Genomic DNA, 16361 nt, shown 5'->3' on the forward strand with positions numbered 1-16361 from the left:
CGGCAATCATCGCGAAAAATGCAACGCCGCTCTTCAACCCCAACCTCATCGAGTTGCCCTCCACGTAAAAAGCTTCTAATTTGTCCGGACAAGTTTGCACAGCGAAAGGAGTTATGCAAGAGAGCTTTCGAGGGTGCGGCAAAAAGGATCGCTGCCCGCCCCGCAGGACCGGGAAAAACAAGAGGATACCGCGATGCCTGAACTCTCTTTCACCGTTTACCAGCTGCTGGTGTTCATCCACCTTCTGCTCTTCGTCCTGTGGTTGGGGGCGGACGTTGGCGTGTTTCTGCTGGGCCAGCATTTCCGAAAGCGGGAAAAGTGGACGCTGCCGCAGCGGCTTGCCCTGCTGCAACTGCTGGTCAACGTCGACATGGTCCCGCGCTCGGCGTGGGCGCTGATGGTGCCGCTTACCCTGTCGATGGTCGATGCCGGCGGCTGGTGGGACCTGCCCGGCGCCGCGATCGCGGGCGCATGGCTGCTCGGCGGCTTCTGGCTGTGGCTGGTGTGGGACACCCACTTCCACGACCAGACCCCGCGCGCCAAGCGCAACAACCGCGTCGAGTTCGTGCTCAAGATCGCGCTGACGCTGTTCTACCTGGCGCTCGGTCTGGTGTCGCTGTGGAAGGGCCAGCCGCTGGCCCCGCTGTGGCTGGCCAGCAAAGCCGTGATGTTCGGCCTGATCTTTGCCGCCGCGATCATGATCGACGTCGCGTTCAAGCCGGTCGGACCGCAGCTTGGCCGCCTCATCAAGGAAGGGTCGAGCGACGAAACCGAAATACCGCTGCGCCGGACGATGGACCTGACCCGCATCTGGGTCTGGGTGGTCTATCTCCTGCTGCTCGGCACGGCATTCCTTGGCAATATCAAGCCGTTCTGAGCCGATGAAATGGCGCTCCGCCAGCGCCCTTGCCAAGGGGCTGGCGGAGCGGACCGCATTTTCAAGCGGTCGCGAACGCCATCATTCATGATCGCATGAGAAAACCATTGACTTTGCAACTTGTCCGGACAACTTGAAGTCATGATCAGTTTCACCAACTTCCTTTTCGTGCCGGGCAACCGCGCCGACCGCATCGCAAAGGCTCTGGAATCGGACGCCGATCTGGTCTGCATGGACCTTGAGGATTCGGTTCCGGCCGCCGAAAAGGATTCAGCGCGCGCCATCGCACTGGATGCGCTGGCCCGGCATGCGTCTCCGCGCCTTGCCTTGCGCATCAATGGCCTGATGACCCGCGCAGGGATTGAGGATCTTGTTGCCCTCGCCCGGTCGGCCAACCGGCCACCTGTGCTTTTCCTGCCGATGGTGGAATCCCCGCGTGATGCCGAACAGGCCGCAGCCATTCTTGGCCCGGACGGGCCGCGCCTGATCCCGCTGATCGAAACCGTGCGCGGCCTGCGCCATGCGGATGCAATCGGCGCGGTGGACGCAGTCTGCGCCCTGATGTTCGGCGGCGGTGATTTTTCGGCGGAACTGGGCGTCTCGCTGGCATGGGAGCCGCTGCTGGCCGCTCGCAGCGCGCTGGTGATGAGCTGCGCCACGAACCGCATTCCCGCCATCGATGTTCCGTTCATTCAACTGGACGATGACGCAGGCCTGCGCGCCGAATGCTGCGCAGCAAAGGCACTGGGGTTTGCAGCAAAGGCAGCCATTCACCCGCGCCAGATCGCCACGATCGGCGCCGTCATGCGGCCGACGCAGGCCGAAGTCGTGGAAGCCGCCGAAGCCATCGCCGCGTTCGAAGCCGGCGGCGGCAAGGCAATCGCATTTCGTGGACGGATGCTCGAGGCACCGGTGATGCAGCGCTATTTTCGCATCATCGCGTCAGCCGGTAAATCTGACGATTGATAATAACAACCATAAGTAAATTATCCATAAAATAATTCACAAGTTCAAGGTGATAACAATGCGTGCAGGAGTTATTGAAGTTTCGCCGGGCCGTTTCCGCGAAACCTTTGGCCGTTCCTTTGAAGATTTCGTGGTCGGCCATATCTACGAACACCGTCCCGGACGGACGATCACCGATGCGGACAACGTGCAGTTCACGCTTCTGACGATGAACACGCACCCCGCACACTTCGATTACGAATTCGCCAAGAAGACCGAATTCGGCAAGCCGCTGGTGTGCTCTCCGCTGACCGTTGCGCTGATGGTGGGCATGAGCGTTTCGGACTGCAGCCAGAAGGCCGTGGCGAACCTTGGCTGGGACAAGATCCGTCTGACCCACCCGCTGTTCCCCGGCGATACGCTGTATGCCGAAAGCGAAGTGCTGGAAAAGCGTGAGTCCAGTTCGCGGCCCGAGCAGGGCATCGTGACTGTCCGCACCATCGGCAAGAACCAGCACGGCGACGTGGTGTGTACCTTTGAACGCACCATGCTGATCTGGAAGCGCGGCTTCGGCCCCGTCGACGATTGATTTTTGCGCCAGGTGGAAGAGGCGCCGGTTGCGCCCGCCACCCACGCACGACTGTTTGGAGAATGAAAATGTCGGCAAGCGAACCACGGTTCATCGACCCCGACGAGGAGCAGGCGCTCCTCGATATGATCGAACGCTGGGTCCAGAAGGAAGTCCGTCCCGTTGTCATGGAACACGACCATGGCGATATCTGGCCGGAAAAGCTGGTGCACCAGATGGCCGAACTGGGCCTGTTCGGCGCCACCATCGGCCGCGAATACGGCGGGCTTGGGCTGCCGGTCACGACTTATGCCAAGATCATCGCCTATATCTCGTCCTACTGGATGGCGATCACCGGCATCGTCAATTCGCACCTCATCATGGCGGCTGCGATCGAACGTTTCGGCACCGAGGCGCAGAAGCAGTATTGGCTTCCGCGTTGCGCCACCGGTGAAATCCGTGGTGGTCTGGCCCTTACCGAACCGAATGCCGGCACCGATCTTCAGGCGATCCGCACCGTGGCGCGCCGCGAAGGCGACGAATACGTCATCAACGGCACCAAGACCTGGATTTCCAACGGCATCCACGGCGATTGCTTTGCGCTGCTGGTCAAGACCGATCCGCAGGCCGAGCCCCGTTACAAGGGCATGAGCCTGATGATCGCCCCCAAGGGCGAAGGCTTCAAGGTCGGCAAGAAGTTCGACAAGCTGGGCTACAAGGCCATCGACAGCGCAGAACTGGTATTCGAGGACTATCGCATCCCGGCCGAAAACCTGATCGGTGAAACCGAAGGCAACGGCTTCTTCCAGGCGACTGGCGGGCTGGAACTGGGCCGCATCAACGTTGCGGCACGCGGCGTCGGCCTTGCCGAAGGGGCGCTGCGCCTTGCCACAGAATATGCCCAGCTGCGCGAAACGATGGGTCGTCCCATCGCCGATCACCAGGCTATCCAGCTCAAGATCGGTGAAATGGTCACCCGCGCCCGCGCCGCGCGCCTGCTGACGTTCGATGCCGCCGAAACCTATGACCGCGGCGAACGCTGCGACATGGAAGCGGGCATGGCCAAGTATTTCGCTTCGGAAGCGGCGGTTCGCAACAGCGAGGAAGCCCTGCGCATCCACGGCGGCTACGGCTATTCCAAGGAGTACGAAATCGAACGCTATTATCGGGATTCGATCCTGATGTGCATCGGTGAAGGCACCAACGAAATGCAGCGGATGATCATCTCCAAGCAGTGGGTCAAACGGAACCCGGCATGACCCAGAACAGACTCCCCCTTGCGGGTTTTCGCATCCTTTCGGCGGAACAATACGGCGCCGGTCCCTATGGCACGATGTTCCTCGCCCAACTGGGCGCGGAAGTCATCAAGATCGAACCGCCGGCGAAGGACGGATCGGGCGGCGGCGACACCGCACGCGCGGTTGGTCCGCACTTCCTGCGCAAGGGGGAGAGCCTGTATTTTCAGGCCTTCAACCTTAACAAGCGGTCGCTGACACTGGATCTGCGGACCGATGACGGGCAGAAGATCTTCCACGAACTGGTTGGCCGGTCGCACGCTGTTGCCAACAACATGCGCGGCGATCTGCCCAAGGCGCTGGGCCTGGATTACGATGCCCTGAAGGGCATCAACCCGGCCATCGTCTGCGCCCATCTTTCCGCTTACGGGCGCGACAACGAACGTGCCCGCTGGCCCGGCTATGACTACCTGATGCAGGCAGAGGCCGGGTTCATGCAACTGACCGGCGAACCGGATGGCCCGCCCACCCGTTTCGGCTTGTCGATGGTCGATTTCATGACCGGCACGATGATGACCATCGGACTGCTCGCCGCCCTCATGGATACGCAACGGACCGGCCTTGGCCGCGACGTTGACGTGGACCTGCTCGGCGCGGCGCTGCACCAGACCAGCTATCCGGCGGTATGGTATCTCAACACCGGCGATGTCACCACGCGCTCCCCGCGCTCGTCGCACCCCTCGGTCGTGCCCAGCCAATTGGTGCGTTCGGCCGATGGCTGGATCTTCGTGATGGCGCAGCTGCCCAAGTTCTGGACGATCCTGTGCGAACGCATCGGCCGCACCGATCTTGCCGCGGACGAACGCTTCGCCACGCCCAAGGCCCGGCTTGCCAATCGCGATACGCTGACGGTCATTCTGGACGAGATATTCTCGGCCCACCCGACCGCGCACTGGCTGGGCGTGCTTGAAGGCCACATGCCGGTATCCCCGGTACACGGCCTTGATGCCGCGCTGGACAATCCGTTCATCCATGCAACCGGCATGGTGCAGCAAACCGCCCATCCCGACATGGAAGACATGCGGGTGCTTGCCAACCCGATCCGCATCGATGGTGAACGCCTGCCTTCGCGCGCAGCGCCTTTGCTGGGAGCTGACACGACCGCGATCCTCGGTGAAATCGGTTATGACGAGGACGAGATTGCCCGTCTGCGGGCAGCAGAGGTAATTTAACGCGCATGGGCAAGCTTTCAGGCATCAAGGTCGTGGACCTTTCGCTGTTCCTGCCCGGCCCGATGCTGACGCAGATGATGGCCGACCAGGGAGCAGAGGTTACCAAGGTCGAGCCGCCGACGGGCGATCCCGCCCGGACGATGGAACCGATGGAAGCCGGCGTTTCGGTGTGGTTCAACAACCTGAACCGCGCCAAGCGCTGCATCACCGTCGACCTGAAATCGGAAGACGGCCGGGCCGCCTTGTGGCGCCTGATCGACGAAGCCGACGTTCTGGTCGAAGGCTTCCGGCCGGGGGTGATGGAACGGCTGGGCTTTGGCTACACAGCAGCTTCCGAACGCAACCCGCGGCTGGTCTACTGTTCGGTATCGGCCTTCGGGCAGACTGGCAGCATGGCCCACCATCCGGCACACGATATCGCGGTGCAGGCGCATACCGGGTTTCTCTCGGTCAATGATGCGCTGGACGGCACCCCGGTCGTTCCCGGCGTACCTTCCGCCGACATGGCAGCCGGGCTTACCGGGCTGGCCGCCGTGCTGATGGCGCTGATCGGCCGGCAGAACACCGGCAAGGGCGATTACCTTGATATCGCGATGTTCGACAGCCTGCTGCCGTGGTGCGCGCATATCGCCGGGTCGGCGATCGCCGGCGGGGTATCGCCGGTTTCGCAATCACAGCGATCGCTGGGCGGCGCGGCGTTCTATCAGGTCTATCGCACCGCCGATGCGCGCCATGTCGTGCTGGGCGGGCGCGAGGCGAAGTTCGCCGCCAACCTGCTGACCGCGCTTGGCCGCGCCGATCTGATCGCCATGGCCGAACAGCCGGCGGGCGAACAGGGCGAACTGATCGCGTTTCTGGCGCAGACCTTCGCCACCCGCACGCGGGCCGAATGGGAACAGTGGTTTGCCGACAAGGACGTGGCCTTTGCCCCGGTTCTCGACTTCCGCGAGGCGCTGGACCAGTCGTTCATCCACGAACGTGGCCTGATCGACATGGTGGACGGGCGGCACATGCTGGCGCCTGCCATTCGCCTGTCCGACACGCCCGACTGGCGACAAGGAACGGAGCGAGGGGAATGACACGCCCCTCGCCGGCCAGATTGTCGCGTTCGTCGTCCTCAGTCCACTTCGATGTGCATGGAATAGGTGAACCGGTCGCCGGGGTGATAGCTGGCGGAGATTTCGAACAGCTGGTCGTTCTTGTCGAAATAGCAGCGCAGGATCAGCAGGACCGGATTGTCGGTTTCCAGCCCCAGCGTCTCGGCCACTTCCTCGGTGGCTTTCACTGCCTGAATGTCCTGCGTCACGCGGTTGACGGTCCGGCCGGTGAACTGTTCGATCTGTCCGAACAGGGTCGGGCTGCCATCTTCGAAGCGGGACACCGCCTCTGCCAGGTCGGGATGCACCCACGCATAGGTCAGCGCGATCGGGCGGCGGCGGCTTTCCGCACGGCGCGCACCGCGAAACACGTACCATTCGCCGGTCGGGCTCATCCCGGTCTTTTCGGCGATGTCGGGGCTGACTTCCTGCGGCCCAAGCTTGTCGAACGAAATCGTGGTACCGGTGGCGTACTGAAGGATTTCGCCAACGTTCGACAGCGGCTGGTGCAGCGTGCCCGCGCGCGCGGACGCCGGCTGAACCATGGTGCCCGATCCGCGGCGGCGCTTGATCAGGCCTTCCTGCGTCAGCGTCCGAAGCGCTTCGCGCACCGTAAAACGGCTGACACCGTAATTCTTGCACAGAACCGATTCAGTGGGGAAGGTTTTCGACCCACTAAAGTCACCGCGCAGCACAGCGGCGCGCAATTCATCGGCAAGTTCAAGGTAGCGCGCCCGCTTTTTCTTGGTGGCCGTGATGTTCTTGGTGGCCGCGATATTCTTGGTGACTGTCATGGAAATGTCCTACCGATCCGGACGTGTTCGTGGCGCAGTGAAATCTGCACTCCTTCAAGTTCCGTAGTGGGGAGGGTTGCGTGATGCAAGCAAGCCTTACGTGCATGCTGGCAAAGCGCCTCGCGCGCGATATAATGCCTGATGAACGGACCCGCGCCCGGCTTCACCTGATGGATTGGCTTGGCTGCGTGGCCGGCGCGCTTTTGTCCGAAACCATGCCCATCGCCCGCCTGCAAAGCGGCAATGCCGCACGCAAGGCCGCGTGGCTTGGCAACAAGCTGGAAATGGACGATGTCCACCGGATGGCAATCCTTCACCCCGGCCCGGTGGTGTGGGCAACCTGCCTTGCGCAAGGCATCACCGACATGGACCGCCTGCTCGACGCGGCGATCCGCGGTTATGAGGCGATGATCGCCATCGGATCGACGTTCGACGCCCGCCATTACGCGTTCTGGCACAATACCGCGACCGCCGGCCTGTTCGGCGCTGCTGTATCGGCGCTGTGCTGCCGCGGCGATACAGGCACCGGCGATGGTTTCGAAAACCGGCTGGTTCATGCCATGGGGCTGGCCGGATCGGTGACCGGCGGCTTCTGGCAGATGCGCCACGAACCATGCGACGCCAAGCAATGGCACATCGCCCATGCCGTAAACACCGGCACGCTGGCTGCCGATGCGGTACTGGCCGGTGCGCGCGGACCGGCGTTCATCCTTGAAGGACCGCAAGGCCTCCACGCCGCGACCACCGATGCCGCGCGGCCTATCGAACTGGCCGATCACTGGCGCATCCGCGATGTCAGTTTCAAGCCCTGGGCCGCTTGCCGCCACGCCCACCCCGCCATCGACGCAGCGCTGGAACTGAAGCGCCGGCTGGGCCACCTCGACGGGCCGATCGAGATCGAGACATACCGCGATGCGCTGGCGTTCTGCGATCGCCCCGATCCGGCCAGCGAGATCGAGGCAAAGTTTTCGATTCAGCATTCGGTTGCCCTCGTGGCGGACAAGGGCACCCCTGCACTGGGCGATTTCGACGAGGCCGCCAGAACGGGCACCGCCGCCACCCGTGCCCGGATCACGGTCCGCGAGGTTGCAGAGTTTTCCGAACGCTACCCGCGCCATTTCGGCGCACGGGCCCGCTGCGCGGGTCAAGAGGTGACGCTGATCGACACGCTGGGCGATCCGGAACGGCCGATGACCGAGGACGAAATCCTTGCCAAGGCGCAATCCCTGTTCGCACTTGGCGGACGGGAGGACGATTTTGCGGAAATGACGCGGGCGGTCATGCATGGCTCCTCCGCAGGGCCGGTAATGTCCATTCTCGAAAGGTGGCTAGCGTGAACATGATCGAACGCATCGTGGCCTTTGCCGCCGCCCCCCACAGCCTGCCGCCCGAAGTGCGTGCCAATGCCGCGCGGCTACTGGCCGATACGCTGGCGTCGGGCGCGGCAGGTGCGGCATCGCGTGAAGCGGCGCCGCTGGCAGATGTGGTCGCCGGATGGGGCACGGGTGCGGAAGCGCGCTCGCTCGGCGGCGGTTTTCTGCCCGCGCCGTCCGCCGCATACTTCAACGCCTTTTCGATCCACTGCCTTGAATGGGACGCGGTTCACGAACCGGCTGTGGTCCATGCGCTGTCGGTCGTCACGGCAGCTCTGCTGGCCTCGTCCGACCGGCGCGGCGGCAGTTCGCCAGATGAATTCCTGACTGCGCTGGCGGTCGGGGTCGACGTGGCCAGCGGCCTTGGCATCGCGGCCCAAGGCGCCATGCGCTTTTTCCGCCCGGCCACCGCCGGGATCATCGGCGCGGCGCTGGCAGTGGCCCGGCTGGAAGGGCTGGATGCGGCCCGCATGACCAATGCAGCAGGGCTGGCCTACAGCTTCCTGTCCGGCACGATGCAGGCCCACGTCGAAGCATCGACCGCCCTGCCCCTGCAAATCGCCAACGCGGCGCGCGGCGCGATCAGCGCGGTTGACCTTGCCACGGCGGGGATCGACGGCCCGCATGACGTGCTGGAAGGCCCGTTCGGCTATGGCCGCCTGATCGAACCGGTGGTGCTGGAAAGCTATGTCGCCACGCTTGGCCAAGTCTGGCGGATCAGCGAAGTCAGCATCAAGCCCTATCCTTCGGGCCGCGCCAGCCACGGTGCGCTGGGCGCGCTGGCGGACTTGCGCGATGAAGGGCTGGTCACGCTGGAGAACGTACAGGCCATCGAACTGCTGGCCCCGCCGCTGATCCAGCGGCTGGTCGGCCGCCCGTTCCGTCCCGGCGCGCCGCAATCCTACAACCGCCTGTGCCTTGCCTTCCTTGCGCCGCTGATGCTGCGCGACGGGGTGATCGATCCGCGGCTGGATACCAGCATCGAAGAGCTGTGCCGCAACGTGACGGTCACGCTTGACGACAACCCGGATCACAACGCCCTGTCGCCGCAGGTCGTGATCGTGCACTTGCGCGATGGCACCACCGTGCGGCGCGCGGTGAGCGCCAATCCGGGCAGCCCGCAAGCCCCGCTTTCCCCGGCCCGGGCGCAGGCCAAGCTGGACCTTTGCCGGACGCTGGCCCCCGCCGCGCCCCCTCACCTGTTTTCAGAACCCCTTGCTTTCGCCACGGAGCCGAAATGAGTTTTCCCACCTACTTCGAAACTTTTGATGCACGGCAACTGCTGGCCGACTACCCGGTCGGGCAGGAATTCGTTGACCGCTACACGCGGATGAGCCGCGATGCGCTTCACGCCCTGCAGAATGAACGCTTCCTCAAGCTGATGAAGCGTGGCTGGGAAATCCCGTTCTACCAGCGCCTGTGGGGCGCCAGGGGGATCGAGCCGGGCGATATCCGCAGCCTTGAAGACATCACCCTGCTGCCGGTTTACGACAAGTCGGACCTGATGGCCTCGGTCAACGAATACCCGCCTTATGGCGACTTCGACGGGCGCGGCAATTCGCCGGTGGTGTTCCACACCACCAGCGGCACCACCGGACGGCCGCAACCGCTGATGTTCGGCCCCAAGGGGCGCGAAATCACCAGCCTGATGGTGGGCCGCATGTATCGCTGGATGGGCCTGCAACAGGAAGACGTAGTGCAGTCGGTCTATGGCCACGGCATGATCAACGGCGGCCACTACATCCGCGAAGCAGTGACCCATTACACCAATTCGCTGTTCCTCAGCGCCGGCACCGGGATCGAGACGCGTTCGACCAACCAGGTCAACATGATGGCCGATTTCGGCGTGACCTGCATGGTCGGCTTCGTCGATTACATCCGCAAGCTGGCCGAAGTGGCAGAAGCCGAAAAGCTGTTCGACCGCATCAACCTGCGCATGATCATCGGCCACCTCGGCACCGAAGACCGCGCCTCTACCGAAGCGGCATGGCGCGGCGCGAAGGCCTATGACTGGTACGGCGTGGGCGATACCGGCACGATCGCCGGCGAAGGCCCGGAACGCGACGGCCTCTACGTCTGGGAAGACGCGCAGTATCTTGAACTGCTGGACGTTGACACCGGCGCACCGGTCGCCCCCGGCCAGACCGGCGACATGGTCGTGACCTGCCTGTTCAAGGACGATATCTCGCCCTGCATCCGCTTCAACACCCATGACGTGACCGAGGAGCTGCTCGGCGCAAACCAGACCGGCATGGTGTTCAAGCGCATTTCCGGCTTCAAGGGCCGCAGCGACAACATGGTCAAGCTGCGCGGCATCAACATCTTCCCCCACGCGGTCGGCGCGATCATCGAAAACCGCCCGGACCTGACCGGCGAATACGTGTGCCACGTGGTACGCGATGCCAGCGGCCGCGATGAAATGCTGGTCCGGCTGGAAAGCCGCGGCGCCAGCGAAGCAACCGAAATTGCCGCCCTGCTGCGCAAGGGCATTGGCATCGAAGTGGGCGTCGAACTGGTCGGACCGGGTGAAACCGCCACCGAAACCCAGATCGATACCCGCCAGAAGCCGATCCGCCTGATCGACCGGAGAGGCTTGTGAGCGATCGCAACCCGCTTGATTTCGCCGCGCTGGCAGAAGCCAACCGGCTGCTCAACGCCTTTGTCGATTTCGACCGGGCGGCGCGGTTCGGCGAAGGCCAGCTGGCCGGCGTGACCGTGGGGGTAAAGTCGAACATCGCGGTGCGCGGCCTGCCGTGGACGGCGGGCATGGCGCTGCACCGTGGCCGGATCGCCGCGCGCGATGCCGCCACGGTCGCCGCGCTGCGCGATGCGGGCGCGGCGATCATCGGCACGCTCAACATGGAAGAGGCCGCGCTGGGCGCCAAGACGGACAACCCGTTCTTCGGCGCCACCCACAACCCGCACCGCATCGGCTTCACGCCCGGCGGATCGTCGGGCGGCAGCGGCGCGGCGGTGGCCGCAGGGCTGTGCGATCTGGCGCTGGGTACCGACACCATGGGGTCGGTGCGCATCCCGGCCAGCTATTGCGGCGTGTATGGCTTCAAGCCGGCGCAAACCGCCGTCAGCCGCGACGGTCTTGAACTGGCGGAACCCGCGCTCGACGTGATCGGCCCCTTGGCCCGGTCGCTCGACCTGCTGGAACAGGCCGCCAGGCTGACCAGCACGTTTGGCAACGAAGCGCTGCCCGGCAAGCCGGTAACGCTGGCCGATCTGGGCGGCGTGGAATGCACGAGCGACGTTCTGGCCTGCTTCGAGAAGGTCTGCGGCCTGCTCGACATGGCAGCGCCGGCAACCCTGCCCGATGCGCCGTCGCGCATCCGCTATGCCGGGTTCATCGCCACCGCTACCGCGCTTCACGCCGAACTGGCCGATGCCGACGCTTCGCTGCTTTCGCCGACGCTGGCAAAGCTGATTTCCTATGGCCCGCGCCGCAAGGACGAGGACCGGCAGGCCGACCGCGAGGTTCTGGCCCGCACCGCCGAGCGCCTCAACGAAATCGTCACGCAGACCGGCCCGCTGGTCCTGCCGACCGCGCCGCAGCCGGCCTTCGACCATGCCGAACCGGCGCCCGCCAACCAGGCCGATTTCACCTGTCTCGCCAATATCGGCAACCTGCCCGCCGTGACCATCCCGGCAGGCACTGCTGCCAACGGCATGCCGATCGGCGTGCAGATCGTCGGCCCGCGCGGGGCAGAGGCGGGCCTGTTCGCCCTCGCCCGCCAGATCGACGGGCAGCTTCGCGCCTATCGGCAGCCAGATCATTTCCACGCAGGATAAAAGGGTTTCACCATGCGCATCATAGTGCTTTTCAATCTCAAGGATGGCGTTGATCCGGCGGCTTACGAAGCCTGGGCCCGCGGGTCCGACATTCCGGCCGTCAACGCGCTGGGTTCGGTGATCCGCTTCACCGTCCACAAGTCGCTCGGCCTGTTCGGTTCGGGCGAAGCCGCGCCGTATCAGTATGTCGAAGTGATCGACATTGCCGACATGGAAGGCTTCGTTGGCGATATCTCGACCGCCGCGTTCCAGGAAATGGCCAAGCCGTTCCAGGACTTCGCCGACAATCCGCAGTTCATCCTTACGGAAAACCTGTGATGGCGGGCCGCTTTTCGGGCAAGACGGTCGTCGTCACCGGATCGGGCAAGCAGAAGGGCCTCGGTCAGACGATCCTCCAGCGTTTCGCTGACGAGGGCGCCAACTGCGTCGTGTCCGACCTTGCCATCGATGCCGAGGCGGAGGCCGTTGCCGAAGACCTGCGCAGCCGCGGCGCGCAAGTCGCCACGATTGCCTGCGACGTCAGCCAGGCCGATCAGTGCCAAGGCCTGATCGATCAGGCCGTGGCCCGCTTCGGCAGCGTGGACATCCACGTCAACAACGCCGGCATCGGCTTCATGATGAAGCCCTTTCTGGATGTCGATCCGGCCGACTGGGCCAAGGTAATCGGGGTGAACTTGTCGGGCGCGTTCTATTGTTCGCAGGCGGCAGCCCGCGCGATGATCGCCGGCGGCAAGGGTGGGCGCATCATCAACATCGCCTCGCAGGCGGCGAAAAGCGCGTTTCCCGATCTTCCCGCCTATGTCAGTTCCAAGCATGGCATGGTCGGCCTGACCCGTGCCGCGGCGCTGGAACTGGGCAAGCACAAGATCACCGTGAACGCGGTATGCCCGAACCACGTGACCACCGGCCTTGGCGCGCAGCAGAACGAATACTTCTCGCGGCTGCTGGGCTTCGCCACGGTCGAGGATTACATCGCCGACATGCACCGCAAGAACCCGATGGGTCGCCCCGGTCTTGCCAGCGATACGGCGGCAGCCTGCGCATGGCTTGCCAGCGATGACGCCTTCTATGTTACCGGCGAGGCGCTGAACGTCTCGGGCGGGGAGGAAATGCACTGATGCACGAAGAATCGATCCGTTGGCCCGATGGCAACATCATGGCCCTGTCCGTGGTGGTGAACGTCGAGGAAGGCAGCGAAATGACCGTTGCCCGTGGCGACCGCGGCATGGAGCCGGTCGACGAACTGGGCATCCACATCCGTTCGCCGATCCGCAACTACGGCAACGAAAGCAACTACCTCTATGGCATCAAGGCCGGCGCGCCCCGCATCGTGCGCCTGCTCAAGGCCTATGACATCATGGCCAGCTGGACTGTTGCCGCGCTGAGCCTTGAAAACTATCCCGAAATCGCCGCCGCCATCGCGGAACTGGGGCATGAACCGGTCAGCCACGGCTGGCGCTGGGTTCACCAGTTCAAGATGAATGAGGAGCAGGAGCGCGAATTCATCCGCAAGGCGGTGGAATCGATCGAACGCACCGTGGGCGTGCGCCCCTATGGCTGGCTGTCGCGCTATTTCCATACCGACGCCACGCGCCGCCTGCTGATCGAGGAAGGCTTTGCCTACCACATGGACGATTATTCGGGCGACGTGCCGTTCTGGGATCGCGCGACCGTTCCGGGCAAGCCGCTGGCGATCGTGCCGTATCAGCTCGACAGCAACGACATGAAGATGTGGACCGATCCGGCGCTGACCCCGCACCAGTGGCTGGATTATGCCAAGGCCAACTTCGACCAGATCTACCGCGAAGGTCAGCAGGGGCTGGGCCGCATGATGTCGCTGGGCCTGCACTTGCGCATCATCGGGCGTCCGGGCCGCATCTGGGCGCTGGAGGAATTCTTCCGCCATGTCCGCGCCCATGAAGGCGTGTGGGTGGCAAGCCGCCACCAGATCGCCCAGCACCTTGCCACGGTCGATCCCGCATGACCTTGCGTCTTGAACACGACGGCGCGGTCGCGCACCTGCTGATCGACCGCGCCAACAAGCGCAACGCCTTCAATCAGGCGATGTGGGATCTGTTCCCGACGCTGCTGGATCAGGCCATGGCCGATCCGGCGGTGCGGGCGCTGGTGGTGCGCGCAGCCGATGCCGGCAGCGCGTTCTGCGCAGGCGCGGACATTGCCGAATTTGCCACCGGCGCGCGCGATCCGGAATGGCGCGCCGCCAATCAGGCCGCGATCAACCGGGTGCAGCGCGAACTGGCCCGCGCGCCCAAGCCCACCATCGCCCTGATCGAAGGCGATTGCGTGGGCGGCGGCTGCGGCATCGCGCTGGCCTGCGATTTCCGGATTTCCGGGCCCAAGGCGCGTTTCGGCATCACCCCGGCCAAGCTGGGGCTGGTCTATTCGCTGCACGATACCAAGCTGCTGGTCGATCTGGTTGGCCCGGCGCAGGCCAAGCGCATCCTGTTCACCGGCGCGCTGCTGCCGGCGGACGAGGCCCACGCCATCGGGCTGGTGACGCTGCTGTCCGACGATCCCCACGCCACGCTGGCGGAATTCGCGGGCCAGCTGGTGTCCGTTTCGGGCCACAGCCAGCGGCGTTCCAAGGTCATGATCCAGCGCATCCTTGATGGGCAGGCGCATGACGATGACGGGACGCTGGCCGAATTCGCCGCCGCGTTCGACGGCCCGGATTTTGCCGAAGGCGTCAGCGCGTTCCTTGAAAAGCGCAAGCCGGTTTTCCCATGAGCACGCCCTTCCCCGTCCACCCGCGCCACGGCCAGTTGGTCGGCGGCCTTTCCACCACCCCAGACCTTGATGGCGCGATCGCCGACTATCAGGGCGTGCTGGGCCTCGACCTGGTTGAAACCGGCACCCTTTCGGCAGAGCTTGCCGCAGCGTGGGGCTGCCCGCAAAGCGCCGGCGCGCGCATGGCCACCCTGCGCCCGCGCAGCGGCACGCCCTGCGCGTTGCGGCTGGTGGAGCAACCCGACCATCCCGGTTTCGTGCCGACCACCAGCTTTGGCTGGGCTGCCTTCGAACTGACCGTGCAGGACGTGTTCGGCTGGCCCGACCGGCTGCAAGGCTCTGGCTTCGAGATCAGGGGCCTGCCGCGCGAGCTGGAAGGCATGGCCTATTTCGTACCGATGCAGGTGCTGGGTCGCGGCCGGGAAATGGTCTACCTCAACGAAGTGCGGGCCGACATGCCCAACTGCGATCTGCCGCGCGCCGGATCGCCCGTCGATCACATGTTCATCAGCATCCTTGCCACGCCCGACCGGCAGGGCACGGTGGCATGGTACGAACGGCATCTTCAGTTGCAGGGCGTCGATACCTTCACCCTGTCCTACAAGATGATCAACCATGCGTTCGGCCTGCCCGACAGCCACCGCACCGAACTGACCATGGTGCAGGAAGGGCGCACGACCATTTTCGAGGTCGATGGCTATCCGCCGCAGGCAACCGCGCGGCCGGCCCATCCCGGCATGCTGCCGCCGGGCAACGCGCTGGTCAGCATCGCCGTGAAGGACCTCGACGCACTCGACGTCGAATGGATCACGCCGCCGGCTGCTTATCCCGGCTATCCTTACGAAAACCGCCGCATGGCGACGCTGCGCGGCCCCGCCGGCGAACTTCTGGAGTGCATAGAACATGACTGATCTGGCCCTGCTTCCACCGGCCGGCTCGCACGTGGCAGTGCTTGGGGCCTGCGGCGGGATCGGCGCGGATATCGTGCGCAGCCTGATCGAGGGCGGCTGCATCGTGATCGCGATGGACCTGCCCGGATCGCTGGCGGAAGCCCCCTCTCCCGCGCAGCACAGCATCGCGTTCGACGGGCGCGACGAACAGTCCATCGCCGCCGCCTTTGCGCAGGTTCAGGCCATCACCCCCGGTCTTGACGGGCTGGTGATCGCATCGGGCTTTGCCGGCCAGCGCCAGCCGATCGACCAGTGGGGCGTCGGCGAGATCGACGATATCCTGAACGGCAACCTGCGCCTGATGACGCTGTGCCTGCGCGCGGCGGTGCCGCTGCTGCGCCATGGCGGCCCGGCCAGCGTGGTGCTGCTGACCAGCGACATGGCCTATATCCCCCAGCCCGGCTACGCGCCTTATGTGGCGGCCAAGGCCGGCATGGTGGCGATGGGACAGGCCGTGGCACGCGAACTTGCCCCGCACGTGCGGATCAACTTCGTCTCGCCCGGCGCGGTCGACACCCCGTTCCTGCGCGGCGGGCGCGGCCGCAGCCAGAATCCGGACGCGCCGCTGCGGTTCGATATGAATGACTATCTTTCCAAGGTGCCGCTGGCCCGCATGGCCAATGCGCGGGACATCACCGGGCCGGTGCTGTTCCTGCTGGGCCCCGCATCAAGCTACATGACTGGCAACGTGCTGCACGTCAGCGGCGGCGCCTTCATGGGATAAGCGCCGCCGGAACGCTCCGC

General features: G+C 64.6%; 17 protein-coding genes. 16 read left to right on the forward strand and 1 reads right to left on the reverse strand.

All coding sequences use genetic code 11. The features are described from left to right. Nucleotides 1-193: 193 nt before the first annotated feature. From HGI46_RS13805 to HGI46_RS13830, 6 genes are all read left to right on the forward strand, one after another. On the forward strand, nt 194-877 hold the full coding sequence (locus HGI46_RS13805) for a hypothetical protein (RefSeq protein ID WP_168904673.1): 684 nt from the start codon (nt 194-196) through the stop codon (nt 875-877). Nucleotides 878-1018: 141 nt separating this feature from the next. Continuing rightward, nucleotides 1019-1843, forward strand: a complete 825-nt coding sequence (locus tag HGI46_RS13810) for a CoA ester lyase (protein ID WP_168904674.1) — start codon at nt 1019-1021, stop codon at nt 1841-1843. 58 nt (nt 1844-1901) lie between these two features. After that, the gene (locus HGI46_RS13815; protein ID WP_168904675.1) at nt 1902-2411 is read left to right on the forward strand and encodes a MaoC family dehydratase; all 510 of its coding nucleotides are present in this window, start codon (nt 1902-1904) and stop codon (nt 2409-2411) included. A gap of 68 nt (nt 2412-2479) precedes the next feature. Beyond that, the gene (locus HGI46_RS13820) at nt 2480-3649 is read left to right on the forward strand and encodes an acyl-CoA dehydrogenase family protein (RefSeq protein WP_168904676.1); all 1170 of its coding nucleotides are present in this window, start codon (nt 2480-2482) and stop codon (nt 3647-3649) included. Then, on the forward strand, nt 3646-4857 hold the full coding sequence (locus HGI46_RS13825) for a CoA transferase (RefSeq protein WP_168904677.1): 1212 nt from the start codon (nt 3646-3648) through the stop codon (nt 4855-4857). The genes HGI46_RS13820 and HGI46_RS13825 overlap by 4 nt, the downstream gene beginning before the upstream one ends. A 5-nt stretch (nt 4858-4862) precedes the next feature. Continuing rightward, nucleotides 4863-5936: a CoA transferase gene (locus HGI46_RS13830; RefSeq protein WP_168904678.1), complete on the forward strand. Its 1074-nt coding sequence runs from the start codon at nt 4863-4865 to the stop codon at nt 5934-5936. A 38-nt stretch (nt 5937-5974) separates the two neighbouring features. Here HGI46_RS13830 and HGI46_RS13835 read toward each other — a convergent pair whose 3' ends face one another. Continuing rightward, on the reverse strand, nt 5975-6748 hold the full coding sequence (locus HGI46_RS13835; RefSeq protein ID WP_168904679.1) for a GntR family transcriptional regulator: 774 nt from the start codon (nt 6746-6748) through the stop codon (nt 5975-5977). A gap of 134 nt (nt 6749-6882) precedes the next feature. Between HGI46_RS13835 and HGI46_RS13840 the strand changes: the two genes are divergently transcribed. The 10 genes from HGI46_RS13840 to HGI46_RS13885 are packed head-to-tail and all read left to right on the forward strand — an operon-like array spanning nt 6883 to nt 16341. Continuing rightward, the gene (locus HGI46_RS13840; RefSeq protein ID WP_206065728.1) at nt 6883-8085 is read left to right on the forward strand and encodes an MmgE/PrpD family protein; all 1203 of its coding nucleotides are present in this window, start codon (nt 6883-6885) and stop codon (nt 8083-8085) included. Nucleotides 8086-8087: 2 nt separating this feature from the next. Continuing rightward, on the forward strand, nt 8088-9362 hold the full coding sequence (locus HGI46_RS13845; RefSeq protein WP_168904738.1) for an MmgE/PrpD family protein: 1275 nt from the start codon (nt 8088-8090) through the stop codon (nt 9360-9362). Beyond that, on the forward strand, nt 9359-10720 hold the full coding sequence (locus HGI46_RS13850) for a phenylacetate--CoA ligase family protein (RefSeq protein WP_168904681.1): 1362 nt from the start codon (nt 9359-9361) through the stop codon (nt 10718-10720). The genes HGI46_RS13845 and HGI46_RS13850 overlap by 4 nt, the downstream gene beginning before the upstream one ends. Beyond that, nucleotides 10717-11919 carry an amidase gene (locus HGI46_RS13855; protein WP_168904682.1) on the forward strand — a complete coding sequence of 401 codons (1203 nt, stop codon included), beginning with the start codon at nt 10717-10719 and terminating at the stop codon, nt 11917-11919. Before HGI46_RS13850 ends, HGI46_RS13855 begins: the two co-directional genes overlap by 4 nt. A gap of 12 nt (nt 11920-11931) precedes the next feature. Continuing rightward, a complete protein-coding gene (locus HGI46_RS13860) occupies nt 11932-12237 on the forward strand; it encodes an REDY-like protein HapK (RefSeq protein ID WP_168904683.1) in 306 nt (101 codons plus the stop codon). Next, nucleotides 12237-13037, forward strand: coding sequence for an SDR family NAD(P)-dependent oxidoreductase (locus HGI46_RS13865; protein WP_168904684.1), 801 nt, complete (start codon nt 12237-12239; stop codon nt 13035-13037). The genes HGI46_RS13860 and HGI46_RS13865 overlap by 1 nt, the downstream gene beginning before the upstream one ends. Then, the gene (locus HGI46_RS13870) at nt 13037-13903 is read left to right on the forward strand and encodes a polysaccharide deacetylase family protein (protein WP_168904685.1); all 867 of its coding nucleotides are present in this window, start codon (nt 13037-13039) and stop codon (nt 13901-13903) included. Before HGI46_RS13865 ends, HGI46_RS13870 begins: the two co-directional genes overlap by 1 nt. Continuing rightward, on the forward strand, nt 13900-14667 hold the full coding sequence (locus HGI46_RS13875) for an enoyl-CoA hydratase-related protein (protein ID WP_168904686.1): 768 nt from the start codon (nt 13900-13902) through the stop codon (nt 14665-14667). Before HGI46_RS13870 ends, HGI46_RS13875 begins: the two co-directional genes overlap by 4 nt. Then, the gene (locus HGI46_RS13880) at nt 14664-15578 is read left to right on the forward strand and encodes a VOC family protein (RefSeq protein ID WP_168904687.1); all 915 of its coding nucleotides are present in this window, start codon (nt 14664-14666) and stop codon (nt 15576-15578) included. Before HGI46_RS13875 ends, HGI46_RS13880 begins: the two co-directional genes overlap by 4 nt. Next, the gene (locus HGI46_RS13885; protein WP_168904688.1) at nt 15571-16341 is read left to right on the forward strand and encodes an SDR family oxidoreductase; all 771 of its coding nucleotides are present in this window, start codon (nt 15571-15573) and stop codon (nt 16339-16341) included. Before HGI46_RS13880 ends, HGI46_RS13885 begins: the two co-directional genes overlap by 8 nt. Nucleotides 16342-16361 lie beyond the last annotated feature (20 nt).

It is taken from the genome of Novosphingobium sp. ERW19 (assembly GCF_012641315.1).
Classification (GTDB): domain Bacteria; phylum Pseudomonadota; class Alphaproteobacteria; order Sphingomonadales; family Sphingomonadaceae; genus Novosphingobium.